This is a genomic window from Gemmatimonadales bacterium, from assembly GCA_035502185.1.
Classification (GTDB): domain Bacteria; phylum Gemmatimonadota; class Gemmatimonadetes; order Gemmatimonadales; family JACORV01; genus Fen-1245.
Genome location: DATJUT010000069.1, coordinates 1 through 22864, shown reverse-complemented (window position 1 = coordinate 22864; position 22864 = coordinate 1). Strand labels below are relative to the sequence as shown.

Annotated in this window: 21 protein-coding genes; 14 read left to right on the top strand and 7 right to left on the bottom strand. The window is 72.2% G+C overall.

Annotated elements, in window-relative coordinates:
* From VMF70_09645 to VMF70_09635, 3 genes are all read right to left on the bottom strand, one after another.
* Window positions 1–1361 (bottom strand): protein kinase (locus VMF70_09645; protein ID HTT68282.1); only part of this gene is annotated, 1361 nt, incomplete at its 3' end.
* Window positions 1358–4015 carry a protein kinase gene (locus tag VMF70_09640; protein HTT68281.1) on the bottom strand — a complete coding sequence of 886 codons (2658 nt, stop codon included), beginning with the start codon at window positions 4013–4015 and terminating at the stop codon, window positions 1358–1360. The genes VMF70_09645 and VMF70_09640, both read right to left, overlap by 4 nt.
* Window positions 4016–4096: 81 nt before the next feature.
* The gene (locus VMF70_09635; protein ID HTT68280.1) at window positions 4097–4303 is read right to left on the bottom strand and encodes a DUF6494 family protein; all 207 of its coding nucleotides are present in this window, start codon (window positions 4301–4303) and stop codon (window positions 4097–4099) included.
* 224 nt (window positions 4304–4527) lie between these two features.
* Between VMF70_09635 and VMF70_09630 the strand changes: the two genes are divergently transcribed.
* Both VMF70_09630 and VMF70_09625 read left to right on the top strand, forming a co-directional pair.
* Entirely contained in the window at window positions 4528–4695 is a 168-nt protein-coding gene (locus tag VMF70_09630) for a dihydroneopterin aldolase (protein HTT68279.1), read from the top strand.
* Window positions 4692–6251, top strand: a complete 1560-nt coding sequence (locus VMF70_09625; GenBank protein HTT68278.1) for a disulfide bond formation protein B — start codon at window positions 4692–4694, stop codon at window positions 6249–6251. Before VMF70_09630 ends, VMF70_09625 begins: the two co-directional genes overlap by 4 nt.
* 14 nt (window positions 6252–6265) lie before the next feature.
* Here the strand turns inward: VMF70_09625 and VMF70_09620 are convergent, their stop codons facing one another.
* From VMF70_09620 to VMF70_09610, 3 genes are all read right to left on the bottom strand, one after another.
* A complete protein-coding gene (locus VMF70_09620; GenBank protein HTT68277.1) occupies window positions 6266–6466 on the bottom strand; it encodes a hypothetical protein in 201 nt (66 codons plus the stop codon).
* 100 nt (window positions 6467–6566) lie between these two features.
* Complete coding sequence (locus tag VMF70_09615; protein ID HTT68276.1) at window positions 6567–7031, bottom strand: nuclear transport factor 2 family protein; 465 nt, start codon at window positions 7029–7031, stop codon at window positions 6567–6569.
* 7 nt (window positions 7032–7038) lie between these two features.
* Window positions 7039–8175, bottom strand: a complete 1137-nt coding sequence (locus tag VMF70_09610) for a multicopper oxidase domain-containing protein (GenBank protein ID HTT68275.1) — start codon at window positions 8173–8175, stop codon at window positions 7039–7041.
* Window positions 8176–8460: 285 nt separating this feature from the next.
* Between VMF70_09610 and cutA the strand changes: the two genes are divergently transcribed.
* The 12 genes from cutA to VMF70_09550 all read left to right on the top strand — a co-directional run bounded on the left by cutA (window position 8461) and on the right by VMF70_09550 (window position 21189).
* Window positions 8461–8862 carry a divalent cation tolerance protein CutA gene (gene cutA, locus VMF70_09605; protein HTT68274.1) on the top strand — a complete coding sequence of 134 codons (402 nt, stop codon included), beginning with the start codon at window positions 8461–8463 and terminating at the stop codon, window positions 8860–8862.
* Window positions 8863–9007: 145 nt separating this feature from the next.
* Entirely contained in the window at window positions 9008–9949 is a 942-nt protein-coding gene (locus VMF70_09600) for a tetratricopeptide repeat protein (GenBank protein ID HTT68273.1), read from the top strand.
* 11 nt (window positions 9950–9960) lie between these two features.
* On the top strand, window positions 9961–10452 hold the full coding sequence (locus VMF70_09595) for a macro domain-containing protein (GenBank protein ID HTT68272.1): 492 nt from the start codon (window positions 9961–9963) through the stop codon (window positions 10450–10452).
* Between the two features lie 47 nt (window positions 10453–10499).
* Window positions 10500–12008, top strand: a complete 1509-nt coding sequence (locus tag VMF70_09590) for a transglutaminase-like domain-containing protein (GenBank protein HTT68271.1) — start codon at window positions 10500–10502, stop codon at window positions 12006–12008.
* Window positions 12009–12012: 4 nt separating this feature from the next.
* Window positions 12013–12810 (top strand): ABC transporter ATP-binding protein, encoded by a 798-nt coding sequence (locus tag VMF70_09585; GenBank protein HTT68270.1) that lies wholly within the window; start codon window positions 12013–12015, stop codon window positions 12808–12810.
* Window positions 12811–12830: 20 nt separating this feature from the next.
* On the top strand, window positions 12831–14498 hold the full coding sequence (locus VMF70_09580; protein HTT68269.1) for a hypothetical protein: 1668 nt from the start codon (window positions 12831–12833) through the stop codon (window positions 14496–14498).
* Between the two features lie 95 nt (window positions 14499–14593).
* Window positions 14594–16510 (top strand): serine/threonine-protein kinase, encoded by a 1917-nt coding sequence (locus VMF70_09575; GenBank protein HTT68268.1) that lies wholly within the window; start codon window positions 14594–14596, stop codon window positions 16508–16510.
* A 40-nt stretch (window positions 16511–16550) separates the two neighbouring features.
* A complete protein-coding gene (locus VMF70_09570; protein ID HTT68267.1) occupies window positions 16551–17642 on the top strand; it encodes a histidine kinase in 1092 nt (363 codons plus the stop codon).
* Window positions 17635–18357 carry a response regulator gene (locus tag VMF70_09565; protein HTT68266.1) on the top strand — a complete coding sequence of 241 codons (723 nt, stop codon included), beginning with the start codon at window positions 17635–17637 and terminating at the stop codon, window positions 18355–18357. Before VMF70_09570 ends, VMF70_09565 begins: the two co-directional genes overlap by 8 nt.
* Window positions 18358–18458: 101 nt before the next feature.
* Complete coding sequence (locus tag VMF70_09560) at window positions 18459–19070, top strand: hypothetical protein (GenBank protein ID HTT68265.1); 612 nt, start codon at window positions 18459–18461, stop codon at window positions 19068–19070.
* Window positions 19071–19080: 10 nt separating this feature from the next.
* Window positions 19081–20400 carry an ankyrin repeat domain-containing protein gene (locus VMF70_09555; protein ID HTT68264.1) on the top strand — a complete coding sequence of 440 codons (1320 nt, stop codon included), beginning with the start codon at window positions 19081–19083 and terminating at the stop codon, window positions 20398–20400.
* A gap of 12 nt (window positions 20401–20412) precedes the next feature.
* Window positions 20413–21189 (top strand): VOC family protein, encoded by a 777-nt coding sequence (locus VMF70_09550; GenBank protein HTT68263.1) that lies wholly within the window; start codon window positions 20413–20415, stop codon window positions 21187–21189.
* A 20-nt stretch (window positions 21190–21209) separates the two neighbouring features.
* Here VMF70_09550 and VMF70_09545 read toward each other — a convergent pair whose 3' ends face one another.
* A complete protein-coding gene (locus tag VMF70_09545) occupies window positions 21210–22721 on the bottom strand; it encodes an alpha/beta fold hydrolase (protein HTT68262.1) in 1512 nt (503 codons plus the stop codon).
* Window positions 22722–22864: the final 143 nt, after the last annotated feature.

Sequence of the window (22864 nt, the reverse complement as noted above, 5' to 3'; positions counted from 1 at the left end):
CCCGTGTAGACGAGGGTGCCGTCGGCCAGCCACGCGGCCGCGGTCATGGTCGGGTCGTTGCGGTGCGCGAGGGTCACCGCGCCGCCGCCCTCCACCGGGACTTTCCGGACCATGCCGTCGGCGGTGCTGTACCCGACCCAGCGCCCGTCCGGCGAGAAGAACGGCGACAGCGCCCCGTCCGTGCCCTCCAGGGGAACCGCGGTGGCGGCGTCTCGGAGCTTGCGCATGAGCTGCAGGTGCCCGCCCGCCGAATCCGTGTACACGATGCTCGAGCCGTCGGGCGCGATTGCGGCCTGCATCGCCTCGTTCACGACGCCGGGGTCGAGCAAGGCGCCGAGGGCGTAGTGCCACAGCACGACGCGCTGGCGGCTGATGGCGGGCGCGGGCCGCGGGCGCAGCCAGCCCGCCGCCGCGGCCGCGAGCGCCACCGCAGCGACGGCCGTTGCGGCCTGGAACCGGCGCCGCCACGGCGCGGGGCCCGCGCTCGACGACGACCGGGCCCCCGTGCCTCCGTGCCCCTGTGCCCCCGGTCTATCCAGCGCGTCCGCGAACGCCTTCGCCGACGCGAACCGGTCGGCCGGCAGCTTCTGCAGCGCCGTCTCGAGCGCCGCCTCGACGTGCGGCGGGACGGTCTTGCGGAGCGCGGTCACCGGCTCCGGGTTCGACGTCAGCACCTTCGCGATGATCGCCTGCGCCGTCGGCCCCGTGAACGGCGGCTCCCCCACGAGCATTTCATACAGCACGCAGCCCAGCGCGTACACGTCCGCCGCGGGCGAAATCTCCTTCTCGCCCATCGCCTGCTCGGGACTCATGTAATGCGGGGTGCCGAGGCTCATCCCCGTTTCGGTCATCCGCGTCGCGCCGTCCGAGCGGCTCGCCGCCAGCGCGATGCCGAAGTCCGCCACCAGCGCATGCCCGCCGGCCAGCATGATGTTCTCGGGCTTGATGTCCCGGTGGATGACGCCGCGCGTGTGCGCGTACTCGAGCGCTTCGGCCACTTCGCGGGTGACCCGCAGGGCCTCGTCCACCGGGAGTTGCTTCGCCTTGTTCAGGCGGTCGCGCAGCGACACGCCCTCGACGTACGGCATGACGTAGAAGACCAGCCCGTCGGCCTCGCCCGAGTCGAACAGCGACAGGATGTGCGGGTGCTGGAGATTCGCCGTGGTCTTGATCTCGGCGAGGAACCGCTCGCCGCCCAGGATGGCGGAGAGCTCCGGCCGCAGCACCTTGAGCGCGACCTTCCGGTCGTGCCGCACGTCGTGGGCGAGATAGACCGTGGCCATCCCACCCGCGCCGAGCTCGCGCTCGATCACGTAGCGGCCGGCGAGGGTGGCGGCGAGGCGGCCGAGCACGTCGGTCACCGGCTGGACCTCACTTTCGCCCGTAGCTCCGGGAGCCAGTGCTCGACGTACACGACACTGTTGGTGGACAGGGCGAGATCGAGGATCATCAGGAAGCGCCGGTCGTCAGGCGCGACGTCGTACTCCTGGCGGTTCCGGGCGGCCCGATAGCCCACCGTAGCGAACAGCGCCCGGGGAAGGCCCAACGCGAGCGCGGGCCCCGGGGCGACCGGCACGACCATGAGCCGATCCTGGGTCCGATAGAACAGCTCGCGGCCGCTGTGCGCCCACCGGGGTTCGGTGCCTCCGTCGCGCGACACCTGGCGCGTGAAGGCGATGCCGGGGAACGGCGCGGCGTAGATCTCCTCCCGGCCCGTCGCGTCGCCGGTGAAGGCCAGCCACCGCCCGTCCGGCGAAAGAGCGATCTGCGTCGTAGCGCCCGGGCCGACCACCAGCGGTACCACGGCCGTGTCGCCCGCCACGCGGCGCCCCCGGATATGGGAGGCCTCGTTGGCCTCGTCGGCCCGCCAGACCAGCCAGCTGCCGTCCGGCGAGATCTGGCCCTCCCAGACGGGATACGACCAGTGCTGCAGCAGGGTGGCAGGGGCGGTGCCGCTCACCGGCATCTCGTAGAGGTCGAAGTCCGCCTGCGCGCCCGTGCCCCTGCGGTTGGAGGAGAAGACGACCGCGTGCCCGTCGCGGGTCCACGCGGGCCGCCAGTTGACGGTGCCGTCTTGCGTGAGCCTCTGCCGCGTGCCGTCCGCGCGCCGAATCCACAGCTGGGTCGTCGCGTCGCGCACGCTCACGGCCAGCATCCGGCCGTCGGGCGAGAGCGCCGGGTACTGGAAGTCGGCGCGCCAGGTCGAGTCGAACGGTACGGCGGCGCCGTTGCGCGACACCCACATCAGCTCCGCCGGCACGCTGGGGCCGGCCGTCGTGACGTAGAGCGCCGCGCCGGAGGCCGACAGGGTGAACGTGCCCGGCACGACGTCCGGAATCACCGGTACCGCTTCGGACGTCAGTCGCAGCTTCGTCGCGTCGAACCCCGCAGCGAAGAGACCGCCCGCCCGGTCGGTGTAGAGCAGGTAGCCGGGAGGCGCGTACCAGGCCCCGGCGGCGTTCGCGACGAGGAGCCGGCCGGAGTCGGCGGCGAAATCGAAGACGTAGACATCCGAGCCTATGGCGCAGTTGGCCGGGCAGAGCGTGTACAGGAAGCCCCGGCTCCCCGGCAGCGGCCAGAGCGTGAGGACGGACCTCGCGGCCCGCGTCGAGTCGCGGAAGAGCGCCCGGCTCGCCCCCCCCGCCGCGCTGATGCGGTTCGGGCCGTGGGCCCCCATGAAGACGATCGTGCCGTCCTCGAGCCAAGCCGCCGCCGCGTACACCGGGTCGGTGTGCGCGACGAGGGTGACGGACCCGCCGCCGTCCACCGGCACTTTCCGGAGCGTGCCGAAGGCGGTCGCATAGCCCACCCAGCGGCCGTCCGGAGAGAAGAAGGGGGAGAGCGCACCCTCGGTTCCCGCCATCGGCGTGGCCACGTCCGCGTCCCGCATCTTGCGCACCAGGTGCAGCGTGCCGCCGGTCGAGTCCGTGTAGACGATGCTCGAGCCGTCGGGGGCGATGGCGGCCTGCGTCCCCGGGTGCTGGAGGCCGGGATCGAGCAGCTGCCCGAGGGGGTAGTGCCACAGCACGACGCGCTGCCGGCTGGTGGCGGGCGCCGACCGCGGGCGAAGCCAGCCCACGAGGGCCGCCACCCCCAGCACCGCGCACAGCGCCAACGCCGCGTAGAGCGGGCGCCGCGCCGCGGCGAGGGCGCTCGGCGCCGGTGCGTCGGCGCGTCGGCGTGCCGGCGCGTCCGGCTTCTGCAGCGCCTCCGCGAACAGCGCGGCCGTGGCGAACCGGTCGGCCGGCAGCTTCTGCAGCGCGCACTCCACCGCCGCCTGGACGTGGGGTGGAATCGTCCGGCGCTGCAGCGTGAGGCTCCGCGGCTCCTCGGTCAGCACCTGCGCGATGATCGCCTGCGCCGTCGGCCCCGTGAACGGCGGCTCTCCCGCCAGCATCTCGTACGTCACGCAGCCCAGCGCGTAGATGTCGGCCTTGGGGGTGATCTCCCGCTCCCCCATGGCCTGCTCCGGCGCCATGTAGTGCGGCGTGCCGAGCGACATTCCCGTCTCGGTCAGCCGCGTCCCGCCGCCAGTCCGGCTCGCCGCCAGGGCGATGCCGAAGTCGGCCACCAGCGCGTGCCCGCCCGCCAGCATGATGTTCTCGGGCTTGATGTCCCGGTGCACCACGCCGTGGCCATGCGCGTAGCTCAGCGCGTCCGCCACCTCCCGCGCGATCGCGATCGCCTCCTCGACCGGCAGCTGCTTCTCGCGCGTCAGCCGGTCGCGCAGGCTCTCGCCCTCGACATACGGCATGACGTAGTAGACCAGGCCGTCGGCCTCGCCCGAGTCGAACAGCGAGAGGATGTGCGGGTGCTGGAGGTTGGCGGTGGTCTTGATCTCGGCCAGGAATCGCTCGCCGCCCAGGATGGCGGAGAGCTCCGGCCGCAGGACCTTGAGTGCGAGCTTCCGGTCGTGCCGCTCGTCGTGGGCGAGATAGACCGTGGCCATGCCGCCGGCGCCGAGCTCCCGCTCGATGCGGTAGCGGCCGGCCAGGGCGGAGCCCAGACGGCTCACCGCGTCATTCATGCGGGTGCCCCAATCGCGCGAGCGCCGCGCGGAAACGCGGCGCGGACGGTAGCGTGCCGAGCACGTCGGTCATTCGAGCCGGATCTCTCCGTCGATGGTGGCCAGCGTCCCGAGGCCCTCGATCGTCAACACGGCACGCGCCTGCAGCGCCTCGGTGCCCTTGAGCTTCCCGGCACCTCGGGCTGACATCACCGCACGCTCGATCTCGCGCTGCGCGGTGATGCCGAAGACCTTGAGGAACTTCCGGATCTCGAGATTGAACGTCTCGTCGTGCACTGCGTCCTCCCGGCACGCCGGCCACCCGGCGCTCGCTCGGTCGAGATACGCCGCGGCCCAAGACGGTCGCCGGCCTGCACGTTCGCTCTATTAGGGAAAGGGAACGGGTGCAATCAACGTCGGAGCCCAAACGCAGGCAAGGGCGCGAGGGATCGCCGGCAGACCGCGGTCACCGCGGCCACTCGCCTCTTGCGGCCGACCGGCGCCGGGCGGACACTTGAGCCATGGAGTTCCTGAACCTGCTGCTGATTCTGTGGGCCGCGTGGCTGCTCTGGCGCCGACCCGAGCGCGAGCGGTTGGCCTTCACGCTCCTCGTGATCTGCTGCTTCCTGATGGCGCTGACCTTCTTCATCGGCAGCCACGGCTCCCTCGTCCCCGGCGTGAACCTGTGAGGCCGCTCAGCGAGGACCGGCTGCGGGCGGTGCTGGCCTGGGTCGTCGTCGTGCTGATCGGCGGACCCGTGCTGGGCGCGGTGCTTCTCGGGGTGCTTCACGGCGATTCGCCCTGCATCCTGTGCTGGGCGGAGCGCATCGGCATGATCCTGATCGCGCTCGTGGGGTTGTTCGTGGTCCGCTACGGGCCGCGCCCCCGCTACCTCGGCATGGCCGTCCTGATCGCCGTGTGGGGCATCTACATGTCACTGCGCCACTCCGGGCTGCATGCGGCCCGCGACGTGGGCCAGGGTTTCAGCGCGCCGATCCTCGGCGTGCACACCTACATCTGGGCGCTGGTCATCTACGTGATCGCGCTGGCGGTGATCGGCGTGCTCCTGTTGTTCGTGCGCGAGATCGCGCCGGACGCCGTTCGGCCTGCCACCGCAGCGGCGGTCGCGCCGCCCGCTGGATCCCGACGTGACACGAGTGCCACCGCCCCGGCCGAGGGCGTGCGCGAGCCCGGCAGGGTGGGCCGCTTCGCCACCGGGCTGTTCGTCGTCGTGATCGCGGCCAACGCGCTGCAGGCGTTCGCCTCGACCGGACCGCCGCCGTGGTTCGGCCAGGGCGATCCGGTCCGCCTGTCGTGGAACCCGAAGCACTGGGTGTGGTCCTTCGAGGAGCTGGAGCCGTACTACGTCTCGTTGCGCGGCTCGTGGACGATCCCGCGGCCCGACGCGCGCGCCGCCGATCCGGACCCGGCGCGCGGCCCGCTGGCCGGGTTGCCGGTCCTCGCCGTCACGGGCTGGGAGCGGATCGGCCCGGCCCTCAACGGCGCACCAAGCGGCCTCGCCCGCGACTCCGCCTCGGGCCGCCTCCTGGTCACGACCGACCGTTACGGCGTCTACCTGCTCGACAGCATGCTCGCACGCGTGCTGCACCACGTCGTGATCGATCCCGGATTCAGCGTGGACCTGACGCCGCTCGCCGGCGCGGCGTTCCTGGGGGACACCCTGGCCGTGGTGTCGAACGACAAGAGCTGGGTTCTGTTGATGCCATCCGTGCCGGCGGCGTCCGACTCGGAATGGCGGCACTTCCTCGTTTCCGACGGACACGTGGGCGAGGTTGGAATCGGCCGCTTCCAGACGGTGCGTGCCCACCAGATGTACGTGCTCTCGCTGGCCTTCGATCGGGCAACGCAGGAGCTGATCACGGTGAGCGTGCCGAATCCGAGGCACCACCAGATGGTGGTCTCCGAGTTTGCCCGGAGTGACATGACGTTGTCGTCGGAATTCGAGCCGAGGCTGGGCGCAGGGCAGACCCTTTCGGGTCCCAGTCGCAGTCTGGCGGACTATCTCGTGACGGGCGCAACCGTGGCCGGCGGCCGGCTGTACGCCGTGAGCGCCGCGTATTCCACCCTGCTGGTCGTGGATCTCGGCGCCCGGACGCTGGTCGCAGCCTACGCCGTGCCCGGCCTCGTGCACCCGGTCGGCGTCGCCGCGCGAGGCTCGCAGCTGCTCGTGGCCCAGGCCGACGGCCGGATCGCGGTGCTCGCCCGCCCGTCCCGCGGCCCTTAGCCCTGTCCCGGCCCCTACCTCACGAACCTGATCGCCTGCCCGGCGACCAGTCTGCCACCCTGCGTCCTGAGCTCGAGCGTCGTCGTCGCCGAGTCGGCCGACTGCACGCGAACGTCGTAAGGCTCGCCGATGCTGACTGGCTGCTCGGCACGACGCGCCGCGGCCTGCCAGGGCGGCAGATCGCAGGCGTCCTTCGCGAGCGGCGCCCAGCGCACCGGTGCACCGCCTCCGCGAGGCCGATCAGCCGGCACGAGCATCGGAAGCCGTCGGGCGCGATGGCGGCAGCGGCGCGACTCCCGCGAGGCGGTCACGTGCTCAGGGCGCACTGGACTCGTGCTGGTAGGCGACGCGCCAGCCCTCATCCCGCTTCTGCCAGACCATCGTCACCGCGATGGTGCGGCGCGCCACCCGGCCGTCGGCGGCCGTGCGCTCCGCCGTCAGCGGCTGCGTGACGACCACGGCGCCCGAATCGAGCACCAGAAAGCTCGGCGGCGCGGCACGCCGATAGACGACGTCGCTGCGGCCGTTCTGCCACCACCGGAGCTGCAGCGCGCGGACGGCCGGATAGCCGAGCGTCACCTCGCCGTTGAAGACCTGCACGAGCGTCGAATCGTGCACGAACGTCCTCAGGAAGCGGTCGGTGTCGTGCGCGTTCGCCGCCACCACCTGGCTGTCGAGCAGCGGCGCGATCTGTGCCTCCGCGGACGGGGCCGACTGGGCCCGCGCGCGGCCCCCCGCGCCCAGCGCCAGCAGCGCGGCGGTCCAGAGGATCACCCTCATCGTCGCCTCACCGCGGCAGCACGTGGTAGAGCGCCTGCATCCCCATGATGAGGTGCGGCCCGTTGTGGCAGTGGAACAGCCAGATGCCCGGATCGTCGGGCACCATGTCCGCCGTCACCATGCCCATCGGCAGCAGCGCCGTCACGTCGGTCCGCATGCGATTGACGAGGACCGTGTTGCCGTGCCAGTGCGGCGAGTGGATCTCGAAGCCGGTCGTCGCCATCAGGTACCAGCGCACCCGCTCGCCCACCTTCATCGTCAGGCCCGGCAGGTGGCCGTACAGGTACCCGTTCATGCTCTCCTTGAAGTTGCCCTCGGGGTGCGGAATCCCCGCGTCCTCGCCGAAGGGGCTCTTGACGATCTTCTCCTGGGGGGCGTAGCGGCGGATGTTCTCGCCGAGGTACCAGCTCTGGCTCTCGTCGAACTCGGCGAACGCGACGACGAACTCCCGGTCCACGTCCTTCGGCGTGCCGTCGGCGCGCGCCATGCCGCGGGCCGTCACGATGATCGGCCCCACGAGGCCGGCGTCCACGTCGCGCTCGTCGTTGCTGTGCGAGTGGTACATCCACATGATCGAGCTGCCGTCGCCGGGGCCCGGGCCGGCGCGCTCGGGAACGGGCCAGACGTACGTATGCGTGCCGCCGGGCGGCACCGCGTCGTCAGTCTTGTCGGCGCCGGCCGTCGAGTCGGCGTAGGGCGATCCCTCGTTCGCCTTCGTGTAGAACACGCCGTGCGGGTGCATCGAGGCCGGATGCGGCGTGTTGTTCCGGAACACCACGCGGATGGTGTCGCCCACGACGGCGCGGAGCAGCGGGCCGAGGATGCCCAGGTGCTCCCAAGCCGCGGCGCGCGGCTCGAGCGTCGTGAAGGTCGAGTCGGTGTACTCGCGATAGATGGACTTGAGGTAGCGGCGGCCGATGTTGACGGAATCGTTGCCGACGAGCATCCGCGCCACGCTGTCGTACGGCTGTCCCGTGATGCGGTTGGTGTCGCCGCCCGGCGCGTAGTCCCACACCACGGTGTCCGCCGCGACGTAGTACGTGCGGGTGCGCGGCGCGGCCGGTCCGGCCGCGCCGCGCAGGCCGGGGCCGAACGCCAGGGTCGCCGCCGTGCCGGCGAACGCCAGCCGGGCAAGACCGATCATCGGCCGAACTCCTTGAGAAGGTGAGCGTCGATCGCCACGCGGGCGCACGCCGCCCCGGCGTGCGCGGGCAGCCACCTTCAACACGTGCTCAGGGCGTGGGGAATCGGCGGCGGAAGATAATGCCGTCTAATCCCCAAAGTTAGGGTCGGAATGGCGGGGACGGCTGTGCCCCAGGTCACCGGCCCCGGCGGATCGCCCCGGCACGCTAACCCCTCACCCCTCTAGCTCTTGCGCCATCCCCGTTCGATCTGCATTTTCGCTGTCCGCGCCGAAAGCCGTGACCAGATGAAACGCGACGACTCATTGACTCCGTTTCTGGCGGCGCTCACGACGGCGCCGTCGGCGGAGGCGGCGAAGCGTCTGGTGCGGACGCTGGTGGAGCGGCGCCTGGTGGCTTGCGGGACCGTCCTTCCCGGCGCCGCCTCGACGTACTGGTGGCACGGCGCGGTGACCGAAGAGGAAGAAGTGGTCGTCATTTTGAAGACGACGGCCACGCGCTGGGCGGCGTTGGCCGCGGCGCTGCCCGCGCTGCACCCGTACGAGGTGCCGGAGCTGGTCGCCCTTCCGATCGCGGGCGGCTACAGGCCCTACCTCGACTGGCTGCGCGCCGAGACGGGGGCGGCGGAGGCGGGCAGGGCCAGAGCGCGCGGACGCGTGCGCGCCTCTCGGCGCAAGCGGAAGGAGTGAGGGGATGGGTCGCTCGAGGCGGCGGCTGCGGCTGCCGCGGCCAGGCAACGGGAATGGCAACGGGAATGGCAACGGCAACGGCAGGCGATATGCCCCAGATGCAGCGCTGCTCGCGGCGGTACTCTCCCCGACTCACGGGCCGGACGTGAGCGACGTGCCGCCGACCTACGCAACGGCCGACGCCCCATTCGCCCCGGCGTACGTGCCGGTGGTCGTGGATCGGCCCCCGGCCCCGGCGCCGGTGCTCGAGCTGGAGGGGCTGGACCCGTGGTCGGTGATTCCCGGCCCGGGCCTGGCGCTCGACGAGGTCCCCGAGGCCGGGGAGATCCTGCTCCCCAGCAACGACCCGGCACAGCTCGAGCTGCGCGCACCCGCCGAGCCAGCCGCCGGGGTCGTGAGCGACACCGCGACGGCGGCGGTGGCCGCGCAGGAGGCCGCCGCGCCGGTGGCCATCGCTCCCCCTCCGCCCGATCCGATCGAGATCCTGTTCGACGCGGCCCATGCCGCCGCCGAGGCCGGCAGCTGCGACGAGGCGAAGGCCCTGTACCTCCAGCTGCTCGCGAGCGCGCCGGCGCACGTCCGCGCCCGCCACGCGCTGGCGCTGGTGCTGGATGCGGAGGGGAATCACGCGGGGGCCCTGGCCGAGCTGGATCGCGCGCTCGACATCGATCCCGAGAACCGCGCGTCGCTGGTGAGCCGCGGCACCCTGCTGGGCGCGCTGGGCCGCTACGCGGCGGCCGAGCGCGACCTGAAGGCCGTGCTCCGCGTCGAGCCGTCCAACGGCGAGGCGCTGTTCAATCTCGGCGTGGTGATGACCAAGAAAGGGCTGTGGAGCGAGGCGATCCCGCACCTCCGGCGCGCGCTCGAAGTGGAGCCCGCGCGCGGCGCCGGGTACTACTACCTCGGCGAGGCCCTGAACCACGTGGACGATCTCGACGGGGCGCTCGCCTCGTACCGGCGCGCGGCCGAGCTGCAGCCGGCCAATCCGCGCGCGCTGTACGGCCTGGGCATCATCTACGACCGCCTCGCCCGGCCGGACGACGCCGCCTACATGTACCGCCGCGCCCGCGAGGTCGGCCGACGGTAGTCCGCATCATCGTGGACGACCTCGGGTCCGCCGCGGCGGACGCGGTGGTGCGGCCCACGAACGGTAATCTCAAAGCCATCACGCCGGCCCTGCGCCGCCTCGAGCTGGCTGCAGGGCCGCAGTTTCGCGACCTGTGCCGGGTCCAGCGCGAGCTGGGCGTGGGCGCCGCGGTCGTCACGCCGGCCGGCGACCTTCCGGCCGAGCTGGTGGTGCACGCCGTGGTGATGACCAGCGCCGAGCCGGTCACGAAGGGCGGCGTGCGGCGCGCCGCCGTGGCGGCGCTGCGTCAGGCCGATCAGTGGCGCATCGCGACGCTGGCCACGCCGCCGCTCGGCATCGGCGCCGGCCAGCTCAGCCTGGACGACGCCGCCGAGACGCTCCTGGCGGCCGTATGGGAGCACGGGCGCATCGCCGCGCATCCCGCCACGGTGGTCATCGTGGTGGAGAGCGACGCGGAGCGCGACGTCTTCCAGGCCCGGTTGGCGCGAGGCAGCCCCTCCTGAACCGCACGACGCTGGCGGTCCTGATCCTCGCCGCGTGGGCGGCGGGGGTGGCCCTGCTCGTGCGCCGCGAGTACTTCAAGCCCAGCGCCGTGCGGCTCGAGGAGGCGACCCTGCGCGTCGGCCCCGGGGCGGAGTTCTACGCCGTCTCGCTGGGCGCCGGCCCGATCGGCTACGCCTCGAGCACCGTGGACACGACCCCCGAGGGTCTCCGGGTGCAGGACCTGATGGTCGTGGACGTGGAGGCCCTCGGGAAGGTGCAGCGCACCCAGATCGCCACCGACGTCCGCCTCACGCGCGATCTGCGGCTCAAGGGCTTCGCAGCCTCGCTCGACGCACCCGGCGCCGCGTTCCGCGCGCAGGGCACCGTCGAGGGCGACACCGTGCTGAGCGTGGCGCTCGACGCCGGCACCGCGCGCCCGCAGACGATGCGCGTCGGCCTCCGGCACCCCATCGTGATGAACTCGCTGCTCCCCCTGCAGCTCGCCTTCGGTCACCAGCTCGCGCCCGGCAAGACGTACGCGGTGCGGGTGTTCGACCCGCGGTGGATGGAGGAGCGCGACGTGACGGTGCGGGTGCTGGCCGAGAGCACGCTGGTGGTGCCCGACAGCGCCCGGCGCGACTCCGCGGCCGGGCGCTGGGTGCCGGCGCACCTCGACAGCCTCACGGCCTGGAAGGTGGCCGAGGAGTCGGACGGCATCGCGACCGAATCCTGGATCGACCGCCAGGGCCGGGTGGTGAGCGCCGTTTCGCCCATCGGGTTCCGGATGGACCGGATGCCCTTCGAGATGGCGGTCGAGAACTGGCGGCGCAGCGCGGCCACGCGGGTGGCCGCCGGCGCCGGCGGCGACGTCGTGGCGGCCACCGCCATCGCCGCGAACGTGCCGCTCCAGCCGCACGACCTGGACGTGCTGCGGGTCGTGCTGGGCGACGTGCCGCTCGCGGGCTTCGACCTGGCGGGCGGGCGGCAGAGCCTGGCCGGCGACACGCTGGTCGTGCGCCGCGAGACCGGCGTCGGCGGGGTGCTCGGCCGGGGGCAGCCCCGCTACGACGCCCGGCTGCCGGTGACCGACACGGCGCTCGCGGCCGACCTCGCGCCGGAGCCCCTGGTGCAGTCGGACGATCCGCGCGTCCAGGCCCAGGCGCGGCAGATCGCCGGCCGCGAGCGGCGCGCCGGCCCGGTGGCCGAGCTGCTGACCCGCTGGGTGCACGACAACCTCAAGAAGGAAATCACGATCAGCGTGCCCAGCGCCGTGCAGGTGCTGGAGGAGCGCCGCGGCGACTGCAACGAGCACACGGTGCTGTACGTCGCGCTGGCACGGGCGCTGGGCCTGCCGGCGCGCACCGCCGCCGGCCTCGTGTACCTGAGCGGGCACTTCTACTACCACGCCTGGCCCGAGGTCTGGCTCGGGGAGTGGGTGGCGGTGGACCCGACGTTTGGCCAGTTTCCTGCCGACGCCTCACACCTGCGTTTCGTCATCGGCGGCCTGGCGCGCCAGGTCGAGCTGCTGCGCCTGATCGGGCGCCTCCACCTCACCGTCGTCGGGAGGCCGGGCTGACCGCGTGATCCGCCTCGAGGGCCTCACCAAGGACTACGGCTCGTTCCGCGCCGTGGACGACGTCACGCTCCACGTGCCGCGCGGCGCGCTGTACGGCTTCCTCGGCCCCAACGGCGCCGGCAAGACCACCACGCTCCGGATGATCGCCGGGATCCTGCGCCCGACCGCCGGGCGGGTGCTGATCGGCGACGACGACGTGATCCGCCAGCCGATGGCCGCCAAGGCGCGGCTGGGCTTCATCCCCGACCGGCCGTTCGTGTACGAGAAGCTCACCGGGGCGGAGTTCCTGCGGTTCGTCGCGGGCCTCTACGGCCAGGACGGCCAGCTGGTGGAGCGGCGCATCGACGAGCTGCTGGAGGTGTTCGAGCTGACGTCGTGGAAGAACGAGCTGGTGGAGTCGTACTCGCACGGGATGCGGCAGAAGCTGATCATCTCCTCGGCGCTGATCCACCGTCCCGAGGTGATCGTCGTGGACGAGCCGATGGTGGGGCTCGACCCGCGTGCGGCGCGGCTCCTGAAGGACCTGTTCAAGGGCTTCGTGAGCCGCGGCGGCACGGTGCTGATGAGCACGCACACGCTCGAGATCGCCGAGGCGCTGTGCGACCGCATCGCCATCATCCAGGGCGGCAAGATCGTCGCGGCGGGCACGATGGCCGAGCTGAGGGCGCAGACCGCGTCCGGCAACATCGGGCTCGAGGACCTGTTCCTCCGGCTGACGGGCGGGGCCGCGGCCAAGGAGCTGGCGGCGGTGCTCGAGGACGGTGGGGGCGGCGCGGGCGGCGCGGACGGGGGGGGGCGCTGAAGCAGCCGACGCTGGTCCACGTGCTCCAGCCCAAGTGGCGCACGGCACTGACCCGGGCGCGCCAGGACCGCGCCGCGGGCGGCGCCGGCAAGCTCGTCGTGCTGGCCGTGGTCGGCCTGCTGTTCTGGGCCGCCGTGTTCGGCGTGCTGTTCCGGGTGCTGCGCTACTTCCGGGACGTGCGCGAGATCGGCGCCCTGCTGGCCGGCAAGCTGCTCTCCCTGGCGCTGCTCTCCTTTGTGTCGGTGCTGCTGCTGTCCAACGTGATCACCGCGCTCTCGTCGTTCTTCCTGGCCAAGGACCTCGACCTGCTGGTGTCCTCGCCGGTGGACCAGGTGCGCCTCTACCTGGCCAAGCTCGGCGAGACGCTGCTGCACTCCTCGTGGATGGTGGCGCTGATGGCGGTGCCCATCTTCACCGCCTACGCGGTGGTGTACCACGGGGGGATCCTGTTCCCGCTGGTCGCGGCCGGCTCGTTCCTCCCCTTCCTGGTGCTGCCCGCGGTGCTGGGATCGGCGGCGACGCTGATCCTGGTGAACGTGTTCCCGGCGCGGCGCACCCGCGACCTGCTGTCGATCATCGCGCTGGGCGCGGCGGCGGGCGTGATCCTGCTGTTCCGCATCATCCGGCCCGAGCAGCTGGCGCGCCCCGAGGGGTTCCGCAACCTGCTCGACTTCATCACCGTGCTGCGCGCCCCGGCGAGCCCGCTCCTGCCGAGCGACTGGGTGACCCGGGCCGTGATGGGCTACCTCGGCGGGAAGATGGACTGGCTGCCGCTCTACCTGCTGTGGTCCACGGCGGGTGCCGCGGTGGTGCTGGGGGCGCTGGTGCACGGGCGGCTCTACCACACCGGCTTCACCCGCGCCCAGGAGGGGGCCGAGCGGTTCGTGCGCGGCGGCCTGTGGAGCTGGGCGCTCGGCCGCGTGCTGCGCCCGCTCGGGGCCTCGCGCCGCGAGTTCATCGTCAAGGACCTCAAGCTGTTCTTCCGCGACACGACCCAGTGGAGCCAGCTCATCCTGCTGGCGGCGCTGCTGCTGGTGTACCTGTTCAACATCCGCGCGCTGCCGCTGTTCCGCGGCGAGCAGGTGCCCTTCTACCTGGTGTCGGTGGTGTCGTTCCTGAACCTGGGACTGGCCGGCTTCGTGCTCGCATCGATCGCCGCGCGGTTCATCTTCCCGGCGGTGAGCCTCGAGGGGCGGCAGATGTGGCTGCTGCGCTCGAGCCCGCTGGAGCTGAAGGCGCTGCTGTGGTCGAAGTACTGGGTGGGCACCGTTCCGCTCCTGGTGCTGGCGCTGGCCATCACCATTCTCACCAACGTGATCCTCAAGGCGAGCCCGTTCATGATGGCCGTGGGCATCGGGACCATCGTGCTGCTCACGCTCGCGATCAGCGCGCTGGCGCTGGCCTTCGGCGCCCTCTACCCGCAGTTCGAGACCGAGAACGCGGCGCAGATCCCGACCAGCTTCGGCGGCCTGGTGTTCATGATGGCGACGGTGGCGCTGCTGGCGCTGGTGATCGTGATCGAGTCGGTGCCCGTGTACCGCTACCTGCGCACGGCCTTCGACCGGCAGCCGCTGGTCGTCTCGCCGCTGATGGTCGCGGCCTTCCTGCTGGTCGTGGCGGTGTGCGTCGCGGCGACCGTCGTGCCGCTCCGGGTCGCGCTCCGGCGGATCGAGCAGTTCGAGTTCTAGGCCGGCCGCCGCGTTGCTCGCGGCGCGGCCAACGCTGCATACTGGAAGGCGCCCTGCGGCACTCCATCTCGGCGGGGCGAAAGAAGGCGGCGCTCGTGCCCGCGGCTCCCGATCCCCTGTTCCTGGCCTTCCAGGCCGCCGTCGCCGGCCGCTACTCGCTCGACCGCGAGCTGGGGCGCGGGGGGATGGGCATCGTCTATCTCGCCAACGAAGTGGACCTCGACCGCCCGGTCGCCATCAAGCTGCTCCCGCCCGAGCGCGCGGCCAACCAGCGGCAGAAGGCGCGCTTCCTCCAGGAGGCGCGCACCTCCGCGAAGTTGTCGCACCCCAACATCATCCCGATCCACGCGGTGGACGAGGTGGGAGACTTCGTCTTCTTCGCGATGGCGTACGTGGACGGTGAGACGCTCTCCGACCGGGTACGCACTCATGGGCCGTTGCCGCCGTCGGAGGCGGCCCGCGTCCTGCGCGAGGTGGCGTGGGCGCTCGCGCACGCGCACGCCCACGGGGTGGTGCACCGGGACGTGAAGCCCGACAACATCCTCCTGGAGCACGGCTCGGGGCGGGCGCTGGTCGCGGACTTCGGCATCGCCGCCGCCGAAGAGAGCAACGCCGGAGAGATCTCGGGCACCCCCGAGTTCATGAGCCCCGAGCAGGCGCTGGGCAAGCCGGTGGATGCCCGCAGCGACCTGTACGCGTTCGGCGTGACGGCGTATTTCGCGATCTCGGGGACGCTCCCCTTCCACGGCCGCACCGCGACCGAGGTGCTGGCGAAGCAGGTCAACGCGCTCCCCAAGCCGCTCGCCACGGCCGCCGGTCCCCTGCCGCGGAAGCTGGCGCAGACGGTGGAGCGCTGCATGGCGAAACGGCCCTCGCACCGGCCCAAGAGCGCCGAGGCCGTCGCCGAGGAGTTGGGCGCCCTCCTCGAGCAGCGACGCGAGCTGCCCATGGCGTTGCGCGTCTTCGTCAAGCGCGGCGGACGGCTCGACGGTCCGGTTGCGGTCCTCTATCCGTTGCTGCTCTTCGGCGGCGCCGCGGTCCTCGGCTCCTCGATCCTCCCGGTGCCGGCCACGGCCGGACTTCTCATTGGCGGACTGATGGTTCCGATCGCCGTGCTCATCAACCGCGCGCGCCGGCTCCTGAAGCTCGGGTTTGGATACGCGGACCTGAAGCCCGCGTTCGAGTCCGAGGGCGAGCGTCAGGCTGAGGAGCGAGCGCTGGACTCCGGCGTCGAGGCGTCGTTCGTCGAGCGGGCCCTCCGCTGGGTGTCGGCGCTCGGTTGGTTCAGCCTCCTGGCGGGGCTGTTGAGCGCGAATGCAGAGGGGCTGTTCCCCGACGTCACCGTGATCATGATGCAGATCGGAGCCGTCGTGGGCCCGACGGCTCTGCTGACATCCCTGTCAATGCTCCAGGGACGGCGAGACGTGGACGTCGAGTTCTACGAGAACCTGTGGACCGGCTCGTTCGGTCAGTCGGTGTTTCGGGCCGCGGGGCTTGTCACGCCACGCCGGCTCCTCGCCTCCTCCGCCACCCACCGGCCGACGGAGCTGTCGGTCGGGATGGCCGCGGAGCAGCTCTACCAGGACCTGCCGAAGGAAGCGCGGCAGCATCTCGGCGACCTCCCCGACGTGATCCACCGCCTGGAGGCCGACGCCCAGCGGCTGCGGAAGCGGCACGAGGCGCTGGCGGAGGCCGCGGCCGGCGCCGGGAGCGGCGGCGGTGAGACCAGCGACGGCGAGACGACCAGCACGGAGCTCATCGCCGGCCGGCACGACGAGGCCCTCGACGCGGTGCAGAGCGAGCGGGATGCCGTGCGCGCTCGGCTAGCGCGCACCGTTGCCGCGATCGAGACCATCCGCTTGAGCCTGCTCCGCCTGCACGCCGGATCCGGAACCGTGGAGAGCGTCACGACGGACCTTGGCCTCGCGTTCGACGCCGCGAAGGACGTGGATCTGCTGCTCGAGGCGCGCCGCGCGGTGGACGCCGGACTGAAGGATCCGCCGACGCCGTAGCTGCCCGCCATCCTCACGCAGGCACGCTATCTTGTCCGCCATGTCCGCCGGATACCGGCAGCTCCCTCGCGTGTGGCCCCTGGTCTCCGCCGCCTGGCTCGGCCCGGCGATCCTCGCCGCGTTCCAGGCGTACGCCCAGGCGCGGTTGGCGAACGAGCCGCCCGCGTGGCCGCAGATCGCGTGGCAGGGCGGCGACTGGCTCATCTACGCCCTGCTGACGCCGGCGGTGTTCTGGCTGGCGCGGCGGTACCCGCTCCGCTTGAGCGCGCGGCGGGTGAGCCTCCACCTCGCGGCCGCGATCCTGCTCTGCGCGGCCTGGTCGTCCACCGGCATTGCCCTCAGCCTGCTGCTGATGCGCTCCACCCCGTACGGCGCGACCCTGGCCGGCTGGTTCCTCACCTCGCTGCCGTTCGGCGTCGCGGTCTACTTCGCCGTGCTCGGCGTCGAGCACGCGACGTTCTACTTCGCCGAGGCGCGGCAGCGCGAGACCCAGGCCGCGCGCCTCTCGGCGCAGCTCGCCGACGCCCGGCTCGGCGCCCTGCGCATGCAGATGCAGCCGCACTTCCTGCTGAACAGCCTCAATGCCGTCACCGTGATCGTCCGCGACCGCGACACAGCGACCGCCACGCGGATGCTCGAGCACCTGGGCGAGATCCTCCGGCGGATCGTGCGCACCGACCGGCCCCCCGAAGTGCCGCTGGCCGAGGAGCTGGACTTCGTGCGCCAGATCCTGGCCATCGAGGAGATCCGCTTCGCCGACCGGCTGCGTTCGGTCATCGCGGCGGACGCCGCCTTGCTCGGCGCCGCGGTGCCGGAGTTCGTCCTCCAGCCGCTGGTCGAGAACGCCCTGCGCCACGGGCTCGCGCGGCGCGTGGGCGAGACGCTGCTCACGATCGCGGCGCGCCGCGAGGGAAACGAACTCGTACTCTCCGTCACTGACGAGGGCGCGGCGCCGGAGGGCCCGGCCGTCGAGGGCACCGGCGTCGGCCTCGCCAACACGCGCGAGCGCCTCGCCACGCTCTACGGCGACCGCGGCCGGCTCACCCTCGCACCGACCGTGTCCGGCGGCACGGCCGCGACGATCCGCCTGCCCTATCGCGAGCTGCCCGGCCCCGAGTCCACGCGTGGCTGAGATCCGCGCGTTGATCGTGGACGACGAGCCGCTGGCCCGCCGTGGCGTACGCCAGATGCTGGCGCCGCACCGCGACATCGTCGTGGTGGGCGAGTGCCGCGACGGCCGCGAGGCCCTGCGCGCCCTGGCCACCCTCGCCCCCGACCTCGTCTTCCTCGACGTCCAGATGCCCGGTCTCGGCGCGCTCGACGTGATCCGGATCCACGGCGCCGAGCACATGCCGGCCACCGTGTTCGTCACCGCGCACGATGATTACGCGGTCCGCGCCTTCGAGGCGCAGGCGCTCGACTACCTCGTGAAGCCGCTGTCGGACGCTCGCTTCCGCGCCACCATCGAGCGCGTCCGCCGGCGGATCCGGCAGGCGCGCACCACCCGGCTCGTGGCGGTGCCCACCGCGAAGGGCGAGCGGCTGCTCGAGGCGGGCGAGATTGACTGGATCGAGGCCCAGGATGATCACGCCGTGATCCACTCCGGCGCGGTGCGCTACCGCCTGCGGACCACACTCGCCGCGCTCGAGTCTCGGCTCGACGCCGCGCGCTTCGCCCGGGTCCACCGGCGCGCGATGGTGCGGCTCGACCAGGTGCGCGATTTCGAGGTCGGCGATGCCCGCGCCGGCTCGGCGGTCGTCCTCAAGGACGGTACCCGTCTGCCGGTGAGCCGCCGGCGCCTCGCCCAGGTGCGCTCGCGCCTCCGCTCGCCCGCGCCTCGCGCGTAGCCGGTACCGCTCACCGCACCTGGTGCGCCGCTCGCCGCATCCGGTTGGACTGCGCATTCCCCAACCCCCAGCTTCGCGGCTCCACCAAACGCGAGGTCGAGATGCGTTTTCGCCTGCTTCTGGCCGGCTCCGTGCTGGCGCTGGTCACGCCGCTTCGGGCCCAGTCCGCCGCGCCGCGCACGCCCGCGGAACGGCGCGCCCTCTACGAGCAGCACAAAGGCGACTTCGACTACCTCCTGGGCGACTGGGAGTTCACGGCGGTCAGCAGGCAGTACGGCACCTTCGGTGGGCGCTGGAGCGCCGTGCGTCTGGCCGTGGGCGGGCACGTATACGACGAGTACCGCATCCTGGGCGACAGCGGCAGCACGATCTACGTGACCACCACGCTGCGGGTCTACAACTCCGCCCTGGACCGATGGGAGCTGGTCTCGCTGGACCAGGGCAGCGGCCTCGTGGACGCCGGCACCGGCCGGCTGGCCGGCGGGGAGATGCACATCGAGCAGCGGTTCGGCGTGGGCGGCCCGACGCCGTCCCTGTGGCGCATCCGCTACTACAACATCGGTCCGGATCACTTCTCGTGGAACGCCGACCGCTCGACCGACGAGGGACACACCTGGACCCGGAACTTCCAGACCATCGAGGCGCACCGCATCGGCCCGGCGCGGACGATGCCGCCGCTCACGCCGCCGGCGGCCGGAGCGGCCACGAGATGATGGTAGAGACTTGACGACGACCGGCGAAGACGCGCGCGTCGCGTTCATCCGCGCCGCGACCTGGAACGGCACGCTGGCCGACGCCGAGGCCATCTTCGCCGCGCACCCGGACCTCGCCGAAGCCGACATCCACGTCGCCGCGATCCTGGGACACGACGTCGCTGTACGCCGGTGGCTGGAGCGCGATCCGGCGAACGCCACGGCCACATCGAAGCCCTACGGTGCGAACGCGCTCGTGCACCTCTGTCTGTCCAAGTACCTGCGGCTGGACCTGGCACGTTCGGACGCCTTCCTCCGGGCGGCCACCGCGTTGCTCGACGCCGGCGCGGACCCCAACAGCGGGTTCCGGAGCACCGATCCGTTCCCGGACTGGGAGACCGCGCTCTACGGCGCCGCCGGCGTCGCGCACCACGCGAACCTGACGCGCCTGCTGCTCGAGCGGGGCGCCGACCCGAACGACGGGGAGACCGTGTACCACTCCCCCGAGACCTACGACAACGCCGCGATGCGGCTGCTGGTCGAGACGGGAAGGGTCACGCCCGAGAATCTCTCGGTCATGCTCGTCCGCAAGCACGACTGGCACGACATCGAGGGCGCCCGGTGGCTGCTCGAGCACGGCGCCGAACCCAACCTGCCGAGCGCGCGTGGCTGGCAGCCGCTCCACCACGCGCTGATGCGCGACAACGGCCTCGACATGATCGCGCTGCTCCTCGACCATGGAGCGAACCCGTCGGTCACGAAGGACGGCCTGTCGGCCGCGGCCCGCGCCGCGCGCCGCGGCCGGGGCGACGTGCTCGAGCTGCTCGCGCAGCGGGGCATTCGCCTGGCGCTCGACGGCGTGGACCGCCTGATCGCGGCGTGTGCCCGGGACGACGCTGCCGGCCGCGAGATCGCCGCGAAGGAGCCGAAGCTGGTCCGAGAGCTGAAGGCGATGGGCGGCGACCTTCTGGCCTGGTTCGCCGGCACCGGCAACGTGGCAGGCGTCCGCCGGCTCCTGGACCTGGGCGTGGACGTGGCCGCGCCGTTCGCGGCGGGCGACCTCTACTACGACGAGCCGCCGGGCAGCCTCGCCATCCATGTCGCCGCGTGGCGCGGCCGTCCCGCGATCGTGAGGCTCCTCATCGCGCGCGGATCACCGGCGGAATCACCCGATCCCAAGGGACGCACGCCGCTAGCGCTGGCCGTCAAGGCGTGCGTGGACTCGTACTGGACGGCGCGCACGACGCCGGAGTCGGTCGAGGCGCTGCTCGCGGCGGGCGCGTCGGCCGCCGGCGTGGCACTCCCGACCGGCCGTGCCGATCTGGATACGGTGCTCAAGCGACAGGTGTGAGGAGAGAGAACGATGGCTCGTGAGAAGGCTCAGCCGGCGATCGTCTCCCCCGTGAGCCGGCTCCTCGTCGTGTCGGACCTGGAGCGCAGCACGGCGTTCTATCGCGACGTGCTCGGCTTCGACACGCGTGCAGCACCTCGGCAGGCAGGCGAGCCGGCCGCAGCCGAGGCCGTGCGCGGGCCCGCGCGTCTCCAGCTGATCGCCGAGGACCACGCGCACGACAGCACGGGTCAGCGCCGCCCGCGCGGAGCGGCCGTCCTGTTCTTCGAGACCGACGACGTCGTCGCCATGCGGACCGACGTGGAGGAGCGCAGCGGCCAGCCGAGCGACCTGGAGAGGTTCAACGGAATCAAGATGCGTGTGTTCCAGGTCCGCGATCCCGATGGACACACGCTGTGGTTCGGGCAGTCTTTCCAGGAGCCGGACGAGCCGAAGGAGCGGCAGAGACAACTGATGCAGATGCTGCCCGAGCTGCCGCTCACCGACGTCGCGGCCGGCGTCGCCTACTACCAGAAGGTCCTCGGCTTCCACATCAACTACCAGCAGGACGATCTCGGCGTGATGGACCGCGACGACGTGACCCTGCTGCTGATCGAGCGCGGCGACCACCACACGGGCATCGGCTCGTGCGGAGTCTACGTGCGGGACGCCGACGCGCTCTACGCCGAGCTGGTGGCCCGCGGCGCGAAGGTGCTGGGCGAGCCGGTGAGCCGTCCCTGGGGCCTGCGCGACTTCCGGGTGCTGGACCTCGAAGGCAACCGGATCACCTTCTCCCAGCCGTTCGAGTGATCTGAGGAAGCCAAGCCCGCTCAGGACCCCGGCCTGCGCGGCGGCTGTAGCGCCTCCTGAATTGAAAGGAACCGGGGCGGGTCCACGCGCAGACGGCGCCCGCTCGCGTCATGGCCCGCGAAGAAGTCCGCGACCGCGTCCTGCACCACGCTCTGCGTCAGCAACTCGTGCTTTCCGTTCGCTACCACCAGCGTTGCGCTTCCGGGCAAGGCACGGGCGACGACGGCGGCGTTGCTCATCGGCGTCTGCGTGTCAAGGTCGCCCACGATGACGAGCGCGGGCCCGCGGAAGGCGCGCGGGCCCGGCCCCGCGTCACGCCACGGGCGCCCCGCCATGCCGAGGGAAGAGCAGAACGCCCGGATCACCACGCCGTCGTCATAGGGCACGCCGAGGAGGCTTCCGGCGGCCTCGTGCGCGACGGCCGCGACGCGCGCGTCGGAGGCCGGCGTCGAGCACTCGGCGGCGCGCGCCATCAGCGAGCCGCCGCCCGACGCGACGCCGGCGTAGATCGCCGCCGCCCTCTGCGCCAGCAGCCGGGTGTCACCACGCTCGAGCGTCGCGACGAGCGCCGGCAACCGCGGATCGGCCTCGTGCTCCGCGACGATCGCCGCCAGCCCCTCTGGGCCGACGGCCAGATTCACGCTGTCGCCGCCGGGCGAGCGGACCCGCACCGTGTCGGGCACGCGCGCCAGCGCGGCGAGCAACGCCGCGAGGCGGCCGCGAAGATCGGTCGAGAAGGGCGCGCTGGCGCTGTCCGCGGCCGCGAAATCCGCCAGCCTGCCGAACAGGGCGTCCAGCTGCGCCGGTGAGCGATACCGGAGATCCGGGGTCTCCGGTCCCTGCAGCACCATGTGATCCAGCCTGCTCGGGTGGCGGCGCGCGTAGTCCAGCGCGAGGCGCGTGCCGTAACTGAACGCGAGCAGACTCAGCCGCTCCGCGCCGAGGGCTCGGCGCAGATCGTCAAGATCGTCGGCACTCGCATTCAGACCGAAGTCGCGCGGCTCCACGCCCCGCCCTCGCCAGTACGCGGCGCACGCGACGTACGCGCGCCGGTACGCCTCCACCAGGGCGGCGCGCGACGTCAGCAGGTCGGCATCGGGCGGCGAGAGCGGGGCCGGGCAATCGAGCGACGGAGATGAGCGGCCGTTGCCCCTCTGATCGACCAGGATCACGTCGGCCGTGGCGCGCAGGCGCTCGAACAACTCGAAGTACGGGGGGATCGGGGCCATCACGGTGGCGGGGATGCCCGGCCCGCCCATCAGGAAGACAATCGGCGAGGCGGGCGTGGACGACGTGCTCTTGAGGCGCAGAAAGGCCAGCGTGACCGTCGCGGCGCCCGGGCGCCCGCGTGACTCCGGCACGGTCAGTTTCCCCAGCTCCGCCTGCTCGGATCGGCCGTCGTAGCTCCGTACCGTGTACGGTTCGACCCGGAGAGGCGGCGCCTGCGCCGGAAGCGGCGCGGCTGCGACCAGGAGCGCTGCAGCGAGCATCGAGCGTGCGGTGACGAGCCGCGCCCGGGGGGTAGCGTCCATCGGCTGGTCCTCGAGTGGGATGGCACACCTACGAGGCGCGCGCCAGGGAGGTTTCGACGGCGTCGCGCAACCATCCGACCCGATTGCCACATCATAGAGGAATCGGGTAGGATTGTCCGCCACGCCCCCGCACGCCGGAGTGA

Excerpts from the sequence above, each read along its gene's own strand:
- VMF70_09610 (HTT68275.1), bottom strand. The coding sequence starts at position 8,175 with ATGATCGGTCTTGCCCGGCTGGCGTTCGCCGGCACGGCGGCGACCCTG.
- VMF70_09560 (HTT68265.1), top strand. The coding sequence starts at position 18,459 with ATGCGTTTTCGCCTGCTTCTGGCCGGCTCCGTGCTGGCGCTGGTCACG.
- VMF70_09545 (HTT68262.1), bottom strand. The coding sequence starts at position 22,721 with ATGGACGCTACCCCCCGGGCGCGGCTCGTCACCGCACGCTCGATGCTC.
- VMF70_09630 (HTT68279.1), top strand. The coding sequence starts at position 4,528 with ATGGAGTTCCTGAACCTGCTGCTGATTCTGTGGGCCGCGTGGCTGCTC.
- VMF70_09615 (HTT68276.1), bottom strand. The coding sequence starts at position 7,031 with ATGAGGGTGATCCTCTGGACCGCCGCGCTGCTGGCGCTGGGCGCGGGG.
- VMF70_09550 (HTT68263.1), top strand. The coding sequence starts at position 20,413 with ATGGCTCGTGAGAAGGCTCAGCCGGCGATCGTCTCCCCCGTGAGCCGG.
- VMF70_09570 (HTT68267.1), top strand. The coding sequence starts at position 16,551 with ATGTCCGCCGGATACCGGCAGCTCCCTCGCGTGTGGCCCCTGGTCTCC.
- cutA (HTT68274.1), top strand. The coding sequence starts at position 8,461 with ATGAAACGCGACGACTCATTGACTCCGTTTCTGGCGGCGCTCACGACG.